This window comes from Salinicoccus luteus DSM 17002 (assembly GCF_000712035.1).
GTDB lineage: Bacteria > Bacillota > Bacilli > Staphylococcales > Salinicoccaceae > Salinicoccus > Salinicoccus luteus.
The window spans coordinates 592790-606356 of the sequence record NZ_KL544008.1 but is presented as its reverse complement, the minus strand read 5'-3'; the positions used below and the strand labels follow the sequence as shown (position 1 = coordinate 606356).

The window sequence follows — 13567 nt, the reverse complement described above, 5'->3', positions numbered from 1 at the left end:
GTATGAAGAGATACTGGAACATGGGAGGGGCAGAATGATATTTGAAAAAAGACTGCAGCATATAAAAAGGTACAGGGAAATCGCCCTCGCCTTCTCGAAGAGCGGCTTCGGCTATATCGTCGAGGAGCTGGGACTGGATGAAGTGCTTTCCCTACCGAAACGGATTCTTCTGAAGCAGGACAGGGAGCACGTTGAAAAGACGCGTGGGGAACGCATCCGGCTCTTCCTCGAAGAGATGGGCCCGACCTTCGTCAAAATCGGCCAGGTGGCAAGCACCCGGCCCGACCTGGTGCCTGAAGACATCATAAATGAATTGTCGAAACTCCAAAGCCATGTCCCCCCATTCCCCTACGATCAGGTGGAGGAGATCATCGAGGAATCACTCGGTGTCCAGATTGAAGACATCTTCGAAACTTTGGAGACCGAACCGATCGGCTCCGCCTCCATCGGCCAGGTCCACAGAGGTGTGCTCGTCACGGGGGAAGCGGTCGCCGTCAAAGTGCAGCGTCCGAACATCGAAAAGATTGTGCGGAATGACCTCGAAATCCTCCATAACCTGGCAATGATGGCCGAATCAAGACTGGAATGGGCCCGGCAGTACCAGCTGAGGGACATGATCGAAGAATTCACGAGGGCAATCATCGATGAGCTGGATTATACGATAGAGGCGAGAAATGCAGAAAAGATCGGCAAGCAGTTCGCTGATGATGCGACCGTCCATATTCCCGAAGTATTCTGGGAAGTGACGACAAAGAACGTCCTTGTACTGGAACATATCAATGGCATAGGCATCAACGACCTTGACGCCATCGATGAAAAAGGATATTCCAGGGAACGCCTGGCCGAGCGGCTCACCCATGCCATCTTCCATCAGATACTGATTGAAGGCTTCTTCCATGGCGATCCGCACCCCGGCAACATCACCATAATGGAGGATGAGATCATCGGCTTCATGGATTTCGGCATGGTCGGCAAGATGACAAAGGAGATGAAGGCCAATTTCGGCTCGCTTCTGATTGCCATGATGCGGAAGGATGCGGACGGTGTCGTCAGGGCAATCACCCGGATGGGTGTCGTTCCTGACGAGGTCGATATGAAGGCACTGAAGAAGGATGCCGAGCTGCTCCGCGACAAATACTATGATATACCGCTCAGCCGCATGAACCTTGGTGAGGCGGTGCAGGATATTTTTGACATTGCCAATACGCACCGCATAAAACTGCCGACGGACTTCACCATGCTCGGCAAGACGATCCTTACACTGGAGAGCATCGTGCGCCAGCTGGATCCCGATTTCAGCATCGTCGATGTGGCCGAACCGTTCGGCAGGCAGCTGCTGAAGGAACGCTACAATCCAAGGAACATTTCAGACCGGGCATGGCATCAGTGGCTCGATTTCAGCGATGATCTGAGGGACACCTCCAACAACCTCCATGAATTTTCAAAAGGCCTGAAGGATAAGAAGGTGCCCGTCGAACTGGAGATGCGCCGCAGCGAACAATTCATGAGGCGGCTGGACCGTCTGGGCAACAGGCTGTCCTTCAGCATCGTACTGCTGTCCTTCAGCATCATCATGGTCGGACTGATCATCAGCTCCGCCCTATCCGACCAGTCGACAGTGATTCTGAGCATACCGGCAGTGGAAATCGGCTCCGTCGTAGCCCTCATCATGTTCATCGGCATGATCTATTCGATATTCCGATCGGGGAGATTCTAAAAAAACTTGGAGATCATATGATCTCCAAGTTTTTTATATATAGAACATATAGTCGTCGACTTCATCCTCATCATGGTTCAGCATGTCCTGGAGGGAGGTATGGTCGAGCACATCCCTCAGCGCATCCCTGATGCGCCCCCAGAGATACCGTTCAGTGTCCGTGTCCTTGTCGTCGCCCTCGACCGCGACGATGTTCTCCTCGAGCGTCCTGAATATCTTGCCGACCGTGATTTCGTCCGGCGGGAGATTGAGTTCATAGCCGCCGTACGCACCACGTGTACTCTTGACCAGTTCCGCCTTTTTCAGATTCGCCACTATCTGTTCCAGATAGAGGTCGCTGATGCCCCGTTCCTCTGCTACCGATTTGACGCTTCGTTTCCTCTCTCCGTAATTCCTGGCCAACGCCAGCATGAAATAGAGTCCGTATCTTCCTCTTGTAGAGATCTTCATACAACACCTCGTAGTTTAAGTTCATTTATAATTATATTATAGTATTATTAAATATACCATAACTCGGAAACAGGTGAAAATATGTCTACTCAACCATTAAGCTACAGGATGCGCCCGAAGTCGATCGATGAGATACTCGGACAGGCGCACCTTGTCGGTGAAAACAGCATCATCAGAAGGATGGTCAAAGCCAGAAGGCTGTCCTCCATGATCCTCTATGGCCCGCCCGGCATCGGCAAGACGAGTATAGCCAGCGCCATTGCCGGCTCCACGAACTACAAGTTCAGGACACTCAATGCAGTGACGAATACAAAGAAGGACATGCAGGCGGTTGCCGAAGAGGGAAAGATGAGCGGCAGCGTCATTCTGCTGCTGGATGAGATCCACCGTCTGGACAAGGCGAAGCAGGACTTCCTGCTGCCCCATCTCGAAAATGGAAACATCATCCTGATCGGGGCGACGACCTCCAATCCGTATCATGCCATCAATCCGGCCATACGGAGCCGGTGCCAGATATTTGAACTGGACCTGCTTGATCCGGATGATGTCAAAGAAGCCCTTGAACGGGCCATCAGGGATGAGTCGCGCGGCCTTGGCGATATGGATCTTGAAATTTCAGATGAGGCGATCGGCTACCTTTCCCATACCAGCCAGGGGGATGTGAGAAGTGCACTGAATGCCCTGGAACTCGCTGCACTGAGTACCGAAAAGAATCCACAGGGGGTCACGGTCATCGGCATTGAGGATGCCAAAGCATGCATGCAGAAGTCGGATCTCCTGTATGACAAGGACGGTGACCAGCACTATGACGTCATGAGCGCCTTCCAGAAATCCATTCGAGGCAGTGATGTGGATGCAGCCCTCCACTATCTCGCCCGACTCGTCGAAGCAGGTGATCTTGTCACCATCGCAAGACGCCTGCTCGTTATCAGCTATGAGGATATTGGCCTTGCCAATCCACAGCTTGCCTCACGGACACTGGATGCCATCATCTCGGCCGAACGCCTCGGCTTTCCGGAAGCACGCATCCCCCTGTCACAGGCCGTCATCGAGCTCTCCCTGTCACCGAAATCGAACAGCGCCATCAAAAGCATCGATGGTGCACTGTCCGACATACGGAAAAAGAAGACAGGCGCCATTCCGAAGCATCTTAAGGACAGCCACTACAAAAGTGCAGAAAAGCTTGGAAATGGCATCGGCTACAAATATCCACACAACTATCCGAACCATGTGGTCAGGCAGCAGTATCTCCCCGACCCCCTCAAAAATGCCGCCTACTATCAGACATCGGATGTCTCCAAGTATGAAAAACAGCTTGCCGACATTTACGATAAGCTTAAAAAACTATAAAAAAATAAGCACCGAATTATTGCAATTCGGTACTTATTCGGAATATCCGAGCTAAAGCCGTGTGTTATTGTTGATTATTTTGGCCTGCTAAGTGCAGGTGGGTGCCTTGTTCCCTACTCCAAACGTCCTGTCAAGCAGGCTTGTTTTTCATAGGAAAACCTATCAGGCTCCCGATTAAAAAGGTGTTAGGTCAAAATATAATTCAACACATCACGCACTTCTCAGATATTCCTATTACCAATATAATAGCATACGTCTCCAAAAAAAGATAGTAATATGTACCTTTTTTATCCTGATAAATTTGGCACATATCATCGGCATCGTCCATATCCGCAACCTCACTTTGAGACGCACCTCCCCGGGGACTGCAAGTCTTTTCACTCCCTCATGGGAAGGATTTCGGCCTCCCTTATAGGGAGGTTCTTCTATTCCTCGATGTCTACCTCAATGTGCAGTTCCTTGAGCTGCGCCTCCGAAACTTTCGAAGGTGCATTCATCATCAGATCTCCGGCGCTGGCAGTTTTCGGGAATGCGATGACGTCACGGATGTTGTCCGTGCCGGCAAGCAGCATGACGAAGCGGTCGAATCCATAGGCGATGCCACCGTGTGGCGGAGCGCCATATTTGAATGCCTCAAGCAGGAATCCGAACTGTTCATCCCGTTCCTCATTTGTGAAACCAAGCGCCCGGAACATCTTCTCCTGTGTCTCTGCATCATGGATGCGGACGGAGCCGCCGCCCAGTTCGTATCCGTTCAGAACGATGTCATATGCATTGGCAATGACTTCCTCCGGTGCAGTTTCCAGCTTCTCGACATCTTCCGCTTTAGGGGAAGTGAATGGATGGTGGGCGGCAAAATAGCGGCCTGCCTCTTCATCATATTCGAACAGCGGCCAGTCGGTCACCCATAGGAAGTTGAACTGGTCCTCCGGTATGAGGTCTAGGTCTTTTGCCAGCTTGTTCCTCAAGTTGCCGAGTGATGCATGGACGACTTTTTCCGTATCCGCTACGAAAAGGATGAGGTCCCCATTCTCAAGCGAGAGAGTCTCAAATAGATCCCGTCGGTTGTCTTCGCTGAAGAATTTTGCAATCGGCCCATTCAGGTCATCTTCCTTCACTTTGAGCCATGCCAGCCCCTTCGCCCCGTAAGTCTTCACGTAGGTCTCAAGCTTGTCGATATCCTTTCTGGAGAAGCGGCTCTCTTCGCCCTTGACGACGATCGCCTTGACCATGCCTCCGTTCTCAACAGCGGAACGGAAGACTTTGAAGTCGACGGATCTGCTGAAATCGCTCAGGTCATTGAGTTTGAGTTCGAACCGTGTATCCGGCTTGTCCACACCGTACTCAGCCATCGCCTGGGCATATGTCATCCGTGGCAGAGGCGTTTTTATGTCGACTCCTTTGACATCCTTCATTACCTGTTTGATCATTCGTTCATTCAGCTCGATCATCTGCTCCTGGTCTGTAAACGACATCTCGATGTCGACCTGGGTGAATTCCGGCTGTCTGTCCGCCCGGAGATCCTCATCACGGAAACACTTTACAATCTGATAATACCGTTCCATGCCTGAGAGCATCAGAAGCTGCTTGTATATCTGGGGCGACTGCGGCAGGGCATAGAACTCCCCTTCATGTACACGGGAAGGGACAAGGTAGTCCCGGGCCCCTTCCGGTGTCGACTTGGATAGGACGGGAGTCTCGATGTCGATGAACGTTTCATTGTCCAGGAAGTTCCTGATGCTGCGGTTGAGCTGATGCCTCAGCTTCAGGATGTTCTGCAGCTTCGGCTTCCTGAGGTCGAGGTATCGGTATTTGAGGCGGATGTCTTCAGCAATCGACTCATCCATGATCTGGAACGGTGGTGTATCGGCTTTTGACAGCACCTCCACTTCGTCGACCAGCACTTCGATCTTCCCTGTTGAAATGTTGTCATTGTATTGGGATGGGTCCCTCTGAAGCACTTCACCCGTTACAGCTATGACATATTCGGAGCGGATGCGTTCCGCGGTTTCGAGGGCCGCTTCGGATACTTCCGGGTTGAAGACGACCTGCATGACGCCGGAACGGTCCCTGAGGTCGATGAAAATCAGGCCGCCCAGGTCACGTCTTTTCTGCACCCATCCTTTCAGATGGACCTTTTCACCTGTCATTTCTTCTGTAATTTCCGTTGCATATTTTCTCATGATCAATTCTCCTCAATTAGCGTACTTAGTTCTTCCAGATCATCCAGGTTGACTTTCTTCGATTCTCCGGATTCCATATTCTTCAATTCAACTTCCCCAGTTTCAAGCTCAGATTCCCCGAGCACGATCGTGAATGCCGCCCCTTTCCTGTCTGCATCCTTCATCTGGGCTTTCAGCTTCCTGTGCCTGTAGTCCATATCACAGCTGATGCCCTCTGCACGCAGCCTGTGGAGCAGCTGCCCCGCTGTGGCTTCAGCGGCCGCATCCAGCGTACAGATGTAGAGATCGATGCCTTCGGGTTCAGGTATTTCGATGCCTTCCGCTTCCAGCGCAAGCAGCAGGCGTTCGATGCTCAGTGCGAAACCGATGCCGGTTTCCTTCGGTCCATCCAGCAGCTCGAGCAGGCCATTATAGCGGCCGCCGCCGCACAATGTTGTAATGGCTCCAAAACCTTCCGCATCACTCATCAGCTCGAACGCCGTATGTGTATAGTAGTCAAGTCCCCTCACGAGGTTGTAGTCGATCTCGTAGGAGATGCCGAGCGCATCGAGGTTTTCGGTCACTTTTTCGAAGTAGGCCTTGGATTCATCATTCAGATAGTCGTATATCCTGGGTGCATTCTGGACGAGGGGATGATCCCTGTCCTTTTTGCAGTCGAGTATGCGCATCGGGTTCGTATCAATGCGGGTCTGGCAATCCGAACAGAACTCATCGATCGATGGTCTGAAGTGGTCCACGAGCGCCTGATTGTAGGCGGCCCGGCTGTCCTGGTCACCGATGGAATTGATGTAGAGTTTCAGATCGGACAGACCGAACGACTGGTATATGTGCATCAGCATGCTGATGACCTCCACATCGATCAATGGATCCTCAACACCGATCGCTTCGATGCCGAACTGGACGAACTGGCGGTATCTGCCCTTCTGGCGGCGCTCGTACCTGAACATCGGCGCCAGATAGTACACTTTGACCGGCTGGTTGACGTCATGCTGCATCTTATTTTCGATGTAGCTTCTGACGACCGGTGCTGTGCCTTCCGGTTTCAGCGTCATGCTGCGGTCGCCCTTGTCCATGAACGTATACATCTCCTTATTGACGATGTCCGTCGAACCGCCAACGCCCCGCACAAACAGTTCGGTGGATTCGAACACCGGAGTACGGATTTCTTTGTAGTTGTAGTTCTGTGCAATCTCATGCAGCCTTTCTTCAATGAACTGCCATTTGTATGTGTCCTTCGGCAGGATATCCTGTGTGCCTCTTGGAATCTGTATCATATGTTCCACTCCATTCATAAAATATAAAAAAGCCCCTTATATCCAGACGGATATAAGGGGCGATTAGATCGCGTTGCCACCCTGATTCAGCCCTTCATACGGGCCCTCTTGCATAGTAACGGCTGCCACCGCCTGTATAGGAGGATCCTACCGAAGTGTCGGCTGACGGATACTGGCGGACAACCTGCTTTCAGCCTGGGCAGGTCTCTCTGGTGGCCACCATATCCACCTCTTCGGATCGATGAATTCACATCATTCAATTATTTAATATGATATTGTTTAACCCGGCACAAGTCAAGCACTCAGTTCAAATAATCGTCTATACCTTCGACAATTCCCTTCACCATCATATCCTGGTAGCGGCCTTCATTCATCACCATATCATCTACGGCGTTGCTCAGATAGCCCAGTTCCACAAGGACCGCCGGATAGTCGAGCTGCCACGTCACCTGGTAGTTCATCGAATGCACCCCGCGGTTATGGAAATAGGACCGCCGGTCGAGTGCCTGGTTGATGGACTCTGCAAATGCCTTCTGTTCCGGATGTGTATAGTATGTTGTAAATCCGGATACCGCCGGGTCGTCCATGGCGTCACTATGCAGGCTGATGAACAGGTCACCGTCCACCTTCCTCTGGTCAAGGGAAGCAAACTCATCCTCGTTGCGTGTCAATACGACTTCTGCACCGGCATCTTCAAGTGTCTCCCTGAGGTTACGTGCAATGCTGAAGACGATTACATCCTCATTTACGCCGGAAATGCTCGTGGCCCCTGGGTCTTTTCCGCCATGGCCCGGATCGATGACGATCACCGTGCCGCTGAAGTCATATGACGTTTGGTCCAGTTCCATCTGGACGGCATCTCCCGAAACTGAAAAGAAACGATTATAGAGCAGCACGGCGATCAGAATGATGCAGCCGGCTGCTGTCAGGAAAAACAGGGGGGCTGCATAGATGTGCTTTTTATATTTCAGGAAATGGCGGAGGCTCTGAAATATACTGTTCGGAATTCCAGCTCGCCTCTTCATTACTGGATTTTGCCACCAATGGATTCATAAAGTATGGTGATCGGTCCGTCATTGTTGATCTGCACATTCATCATTTCACCAAAGAACCCCTCTTTGACGGTCAGGTCCATCTTCTGCAGATGGGAATTGAAAAGCCGGTACAGCCTGTCGGCATGCTCTTTGCCCGCAGCCTGCGTAAAACTCGGCCTGTTCCCTTTTCTGACGTCCGCATAGAGTGTGAACTGGGAAATGCTCAAAATGTCCCCGCCCACATCCTTGATCGACAGGTTGATCTTGCCTGATTCATCCTCGAAGTTTCTGCTTGCGGCTATCTTCTCCGCCAATTTCAGTGCATCTTCTTCCGTTGAATCCTTAGAAACACCCACAAGCAGGCAATAGCCCTGCCTGATTTCATTGAAGAATTCATTGCTGATGACAGTGGCACTTGATACTCTCTGTAATACGACTCTCATTTCTACACCTCATTTAAAAACGCGTTCCACGCTGTATATGTCAGGAAGCTGTTTGATCTTGTCCACGACCCTATGGAGGTCGGCGACGTTCTGCACCATGACGGACAGGCTGATTTTCGCATGCTTGTCGATGTCCGCCCGGCCGTTCACGCGGGTGATCGGGAATTTGGTGCTGGCGACGACGTTCAGCACTTCATTGACCAGACCCTGGCGGTCATATCCGGATACTTCCAGATCCGCCTGGTATTTGCGGTCCTTATTCTTGTTCTTGACCCATTCCACATCGATCAGGCGCTCTTTTTCATGCCTGATGTTCGGACATGTCGCAACATGGACCTTCACCCCATGCCCTTTCGTGATGAAGCCGACGATGTCGTCTCCGGGAATCGGATTGCAGCACTTCGACAGGTTGATCAGCAGATTATCCATGCCCTGGACATACACGCCGGATTCCGTCGATATCTCCTTGTAGTGATGGGTCCGGTCGATCTCCTCGACGACATTCGTCTTCTCCTCGCTGACCTTGAACTTTTCCATCAGGCGGTTCGTCACCTGCTGGGCCGTGACACCGCCGAAGCCGACCATGGCGTACAGATCGTCCTCATTGCTGATGTTATAGCGGTCCAGTACAGGATCGATGAACTGCGGCTTCAGTATCTCATCCGGCTTATGGTCACGGTTTTTGATCTCATGCTCCACCGCAAAGCGTCCTTTTTCGATATTGCTCGCACGGTCCTGCTTCTTGAAGAATGCACGGATCTTGTTCTTCGCACTCGATGAGCGGACCATCTTCAGCCAGTCGAGGCTCGGACCATAGGACTGTTTGCTCGTCCTGATCTCCACAATCTCACCGGTGGAGAGTTCATAGTCGATCGGCACAATCTTGCCATTGACCTTGGCGCCGATCATTCGGTTCCCGACTTCCGTATGCACCTGGTAGGCGAAGTCTATCGGGATGGCGCCTTTCGGCAGCTCCACCACATCGCCGTTCGGGGTGAAGACATAGACCTTGTCGCTGAGGAGGTCCGTCTTCAGTGCCTCCATGAACTCTTCTGCATCCGGGGAGGAGGTCTCCTGGTCGATCAGGTCCTGGAACCAGTCGATCCGCTTGTCCATGGCAGGTTCGCCCTTCAGCTCCTTGCCCTCCTTGTAGGCCCAGTGTGCTGCAACACCATGTTCCGCAATCTCGTGCATCTCATATGTACGGATCTGGATTTCCAGTGGATCGCCGTTCGGCCCGACCACGGTCGTATGCAGGGACTGGTACATGTTCGGCTTCGGCATGGCGATGTAGTCCTTGAACCGTCCGGGCATCGGCTTCCAGATGGTATGGATGACACCAAGCACTGCATAGCAGTCCTTGATGTTTGTGACGAGCACCCGGATGGCGAGCAGGTCGAAGATCTGGTCGAACTGCTTATGCTGCTTCTTCATCTTCCTGTAGACACTGTATATGTGCTTCGGACGGCCGGAAAGTTGGCCTTTGATGCCAGTATGGTCCATCTCGTCCTGGATGCGGTCGATGGCCTGGTTGATGACGATTTCCCGCTCGCTCCGCTTCTTCTTCATCAGGCTGACGATCTTGAAATACTGCTGGGGCTCGATATACCTGAGCGCAGTATCCTCAAGCTCCCATTTGATGCTGGAAATACCGAGGCGGTGTGCCAGAGGCGCATATATCTCAAGCGTCTCCTGCGCAGTACTGATCTGTTTATGCTCAGGCATGGCCTTGAGCGTACGCATGTTATGGAGGCGGTCTGCAAGCTTGACCAGTATCACCCGGATATCCTTTGCGATGGCAATGAAGAGCTTGCGGTGGTTTTCCGCCTGCTCCTCCTGCTTGGAGCGGTACTTGACCTTCTCGAGCTTGGTGACACCGTCGACGATTACGGCAACCTCCTCGTTGAACATCTCCTCGAGGTCATCAAACGTATACGGTGTGTCCTCAACGACATCATGAAGGAACCCGGCAATGATCGTCGGGCCGTCCAGTTTGAGTTCCGCAAGTATACCCGCCACCTGAACGGGGTGCAGTATGTACGGCTCCCCGCTCTTCCGGTACTGGCCCTTGTGTGCTTCATTGGCCAGCTCATATGCTTTACGGATCAAAAGCATATCCTCTTCACCCATGTATGATTCACACATGCGGATGACATCGTCCTTGCTATATGGATATTCCTTGTTCATGACCTCACCGCTTCCCATCTACACTAGTTAGAATCATCATACTATAAAACCTCTTTCAAATAAATGAATGACAAAAAAAGCCTGTTTCCACAGACTTTAAAACGGACTACTCGTCATAGGTGATCAATGAGAGTGTATCATATCCTTCGAGGCGTTTCATGCCATCCAAATATTCAAGTTCTATCAGGAAAGCAAGTCCCACCACAATGCCGCCAAGAGACTCGACAAGTTTGATCGTCGCTTCTATCGTGCCTCCCGTTGCCAACAGGTCATCCGTAATCAGTACACGCTGGCCGGGGGAAATCGCATCCTTGTGCATCGTCAATGTATTCGATCCGTACTCGAGATCATACTCATGTCTGATGACTTCCCTTGGAAGCTTCCCTTCCTTCCTTACAGGCGCGAATCCGATGCCCATGCTGTATGCCACAGGGCAGCCGATGATGAAACCGCGGGCTTCGGGACCGACGACGATGTCGACTTCCTTCTCCCTGGCATATTCCACTATCTGGTCTGTCGCATACTGGTATGCCGGACCGTTGTCCATGATTGTTGTGATGTCCTTGAAGCTGACACCTTTCTTGGGCCAATCCGGCACTTCTGATACATATTTTTTTAAATCCATACTAATCCACCACTCAATTCGAAATTAATGATCTGAGATACTCTTTCAGTTCAGACGAAGAGGACATCTTAAGAAGTTTTTCAGCTTCCAGCTGATTTTTAAGTTTACGGTAATACCGTGATTCTTCCAACTTCCAGCTTCCTTCTTCCCGGTCCTTGTATACTATACCATTTTTTAGTGTGATAATCTCCAAATCTGTCATAATATCGATGGCCATCTTAAGAAATTTCATCTTCATGCCGAGCCGGTCAGCCAGGGCCGGTGCATGTTTCGCAAGATCTATTGACCCATCCTCCGCTTTTTCGACCAGCTGCAGCACATTCGATATGTCGTCTGATTTGGGTATGCCTGTGAAAAACAGCTCCTCCTTCTGATGGAAGAGGGCGATGATTTTCGAGGCATGGACGTCCCGCAGTGAATACGACAGGTTATCAAGGCTCTCGGGGAGGTCCCTGAGCACTACCGTCTTCGATGTGAAAGGCAGTGCTTCACCAAAGTGGTAGTAATTGTCCCCTTTTTTCTCCCTGCCCTCGGCTATGACGAATACATCTTCCTTTGTGATCATATCGAAGCGCTGGTCGGTGCGGCTTCTCATGTCGATCAGCTGGACACTGTCGACGCTTGCATCCTGAAGCATCATCTGAAGCGTCCGCTTCTGGTTGAACTCGTTTACGTTCACCGTCCCCACAAGACTGATCGTATCCTGCGTGGATACTTCATTGATCAGATGGCCGAAACCGAAGCCGATGACATCCATCCCGACTTTCGGCATGGACAGTTTGATGTGGGAGCGGTCCTTGCCGACCTGTTTTATTGTGCCGATATTTTCATTGGTGAGGAGGAATACCGGGGACTGGAAGGATTGGCCGAAGGGTTTCAGCCGGTCGAACCGCTCGAATGCCTTCATGCTCATGTTCCCCTGCTTGATCTGGTAGTCTATGTGCTTCAGAGGCCTCAGGTTCAGCTGCAGACCATTCATATGCTGCTCGAGCTCCTCCCTGAAGGCCTCGATGTTTGATGCATGCACTTCCACGCCGAGCGCGAGCGCGTGGCCGCCGAAGCGGTGATGGAAATGCGAATGCTCCGTGAGGATTTCATGCAGGTCCACCCCTTCTATCGAACGGGCCGACCCGCGATACGCGTCGTCCTCCTGGGTGAGGACGATTGCCGGTTTCCCATATTTTTCAACGATCTTTGAAGCGACGATGCCGAGCACGCCCGGATGCCACCCTTCCCGATAGATGATATTGATCTGATTGGTGGGATCTATTTCTGCATCCGCCTCGCTGAAGATCGTCTCCACCAGCTGCTTCCGTTCCATATTCATATTCTCTACAACTACGGCCTGCTCGTAGGCGAGGTTCGTATCCTCCTCAAGGAGCAGCTCGACAGCGATTTCAGCCTCTCCGAGGCGTCCTGTCGCATTAAGACGCGGCGCCAGCCCGAAAGCGATGGTTTCTTCATCGATGTATCCGTCGCTCCCTGCACTTCTCAGGAGTGTGTGGATGCCTGCCGGCGGCAGGTCATTAAGAATCTTCAATCCTTCTATGACGAGTCTTTTATTTTCATCTATCATCGGGACAAGGTCTGCCACCGTGCCGATCGCCACCCAGCCGAGATCCTCCTTCCGGTCGAGGCCGAGTGCCTGCACAAGCTTGTAGGTGATGCCGACACCGGCCAGGGACTTGAATGGATACTCCCCATCCGGATGATCCGGGTGCAGGATCGGGACATCGGGCACATTCTCACCGAAGGCATGGTGATCCACCACGATCACATCGACGCCCTGCGAAGTGAGAAACGCGATCTCCCTGCCCCCTGAGACCCCGTTATCCACAGTGATGACAAGATCGTACTGGCCGACGACGATTTCCTCGAATATGGCCTGGTTGGGGCCATATCCATCCTCTATGCGGTTGGGAATGAAGAAGTCCACGCTGTCGGTGGCGGCTTTCCTTCTGAGTGCAGAGAGAAGCAGTACCGTACTTGTGATGCCGTCCGCGTCAAAGTCGCCATAGACGAGTATGCGTTCACCGCCGTCCAGGGCGGCCTCTATGCGCGCCACTGCCGTATCCATCATATGGACGAGCCCGGCATCATACGTCTTTGGATGATAGATCTTCTCCAGGTCTGCCTCCGTCGTGAATCCCCTGTTTTCCAGTATGGTCTGCTCCAGTGGATTCAGTTTGAACTTTTCACGGATCTCCTCTGGAATATCAGAGGTTTTGCGTCTTACTTTCCACTCGTACTTCGACTGATACATATGTTTCATCCTTTGCAAAACGCCCAAGGTTCCCTGGGCGT

The 13567-nt window shown here is 51.9% G+C and carries 10 protein-coding genes and 1 other RNA gene; 2 read left to right on the top strand and 9 right to left on the bottom strand.

Going from position 1 to position 13567, the window contains the following annotated elements; translation table 11 throughout:
* The first annotated feature begins 34 nt into the window (after positions 1 to 34).
* Positions 35 to 1717 carry an ABC1 kinase family protein gene (locus BO53_RS0112840; RefSeq protein ID WP_031548901.1) on the top strand — a complete coding sequence of 561 codons (1683 nt, stop codon included), beginning with the start codon at positions 35 to 37 and terminating at the stop codon, positions 1715 to 1717.
* A 33-nt stretch (positions 1718 to 1750) separates the two neighbouring features.
* Here BO53_RS0112840 and BO53_RS0112835 read toward each other — a convergent pair whose 3' ends face one another.
* The gene (locus BO53_RS0112835) at positions 1751 to 2167 is read right to left on the bottom strand and encodes an RrF2 family transcriptional regulator (RefSeq protein WP_031548898.1); all 417 of its coding nucleotides are present in this window, start codon (positions 2165 to 2167) and stop codon (positions 1751 to 1753) included.
* 81 nt (positions 2168 to 2248) lie between these two features.
* Between BO53_RS0112835 and BO53_RS0112830 the strand changes: the two genes are divergently transcribed.
* A complete protein-coding gene (locus BO53_RS0112830) occupies positions 2249 to 3517 on the top strand; it encodes a replication-associated recombination protein A (protein WP_031548895.1) in 1269 nt (422 codons plus the stop codon).
* Positions 3518 to 3556: 39 nt separating this feature from the next.
* On the opposite strand, the gene ssrS is transcribed toward BO53_RS0112830, so the two are convergent.
* From ssrS to recJ, 8 genes are all read right to left on the bottom strand, one after another.
* Positions 3557 to 3748: non-coding RNA, 6S RNA (gene ssrS / locus BO53_RS13790), on the bottom strand.
* A 194-nt stretch (positions 3749 to 3942) separates the two neighbouring features.
* Positions 3943 to 5700 (bottom strand): aspartate--tRNA ligase, encoded by a 1758-nt coding sequence (gene aspS, locus BO53_RS0112820; protein WP_031548892.1) that lies wholly within the window; start codon positions 5698 to 5700, stop codon positions 3943 to 3945.
* A 2-nt stretch (positions 5701 to 5702) separates the two neighbouring features.
* Positions 5703 to 6974: a histidine--tRNA ligase gene (hisS, locus tag BO53_RS0112815; protein WP_031548889.1), complete on the bottom strand. Its 1272-nt coding sequence runs from the start codon at positions 6972 to 6974 to the stop codon at positions 5703 to 5705.
* Positions 6975 to 7276: 302 nt separating this feature from the next.
* Positions 7277 to 7999, bottom strand: coding sequence for an N-acetylmuramoyl-L-alanine amidase family protein (locus BO53_RS0112810; protein WP_031548886.1), 723 nt, complete (start codon positions 7997 to 7999; stop codon positions 7277 to 7279).
* Positions 7999 to 8451 carry a D-aminoacyl-tRNA deacylase gene (dtd, locus tag BO53_RS0112805; protein ID WP_031548883.1) on the bottom strand — a complete coding sequence of 151 codons (453 nt, stop codon included), beginning with the start codon at positions 8449 to 8451 and terminating at the stop codon, positions 7999 to 8001. Before dtd ends, BO53_RS0112810 begins: the two co-directional genes overlap by 1 nt.
* Before the next feature lie 9 nt (positions 8452 to 8460).
* Positions 8461 to 10638, bottom strand: coding sequence for a RelA/SpoT family protein (locus BO53_RS0112800; protein ID WP_031548879.1), 2178 nt, complete (start codon positions 10636 to 10638; stop codon positions 8461 to 8463).
* 106 nt (positions 10639 to 10744) lie between these two features.
* On the bottom strand, positions 10745 to 11263 hold the full coding sequence (locus tag BO53_RS0112795; RefSeq protein WP_031548876.1) for an adenine phosphoribosyltransferase: 519 nt from the start codon (positions 11261 to 11263) through the stop codon (positions 10745 to 10747).
* Positions 11264 to 11276: 13 nt separating this feature from the next.
* Positions 11277 to 13526 (bottom strand): single-stranded-DNA-specific exonuclease RecJ, encoded by a 2250-nt coding sequence (recJ, locus tag BO53_RS0112790; protein WP_031548872.1) that lies wholly within the window; start codon positions 13524 to 13526, stop codon positions 11277 to 11279.
* Between the last annotated feature and the right edge of the window lie 41 nt (positions 13527 to 13567).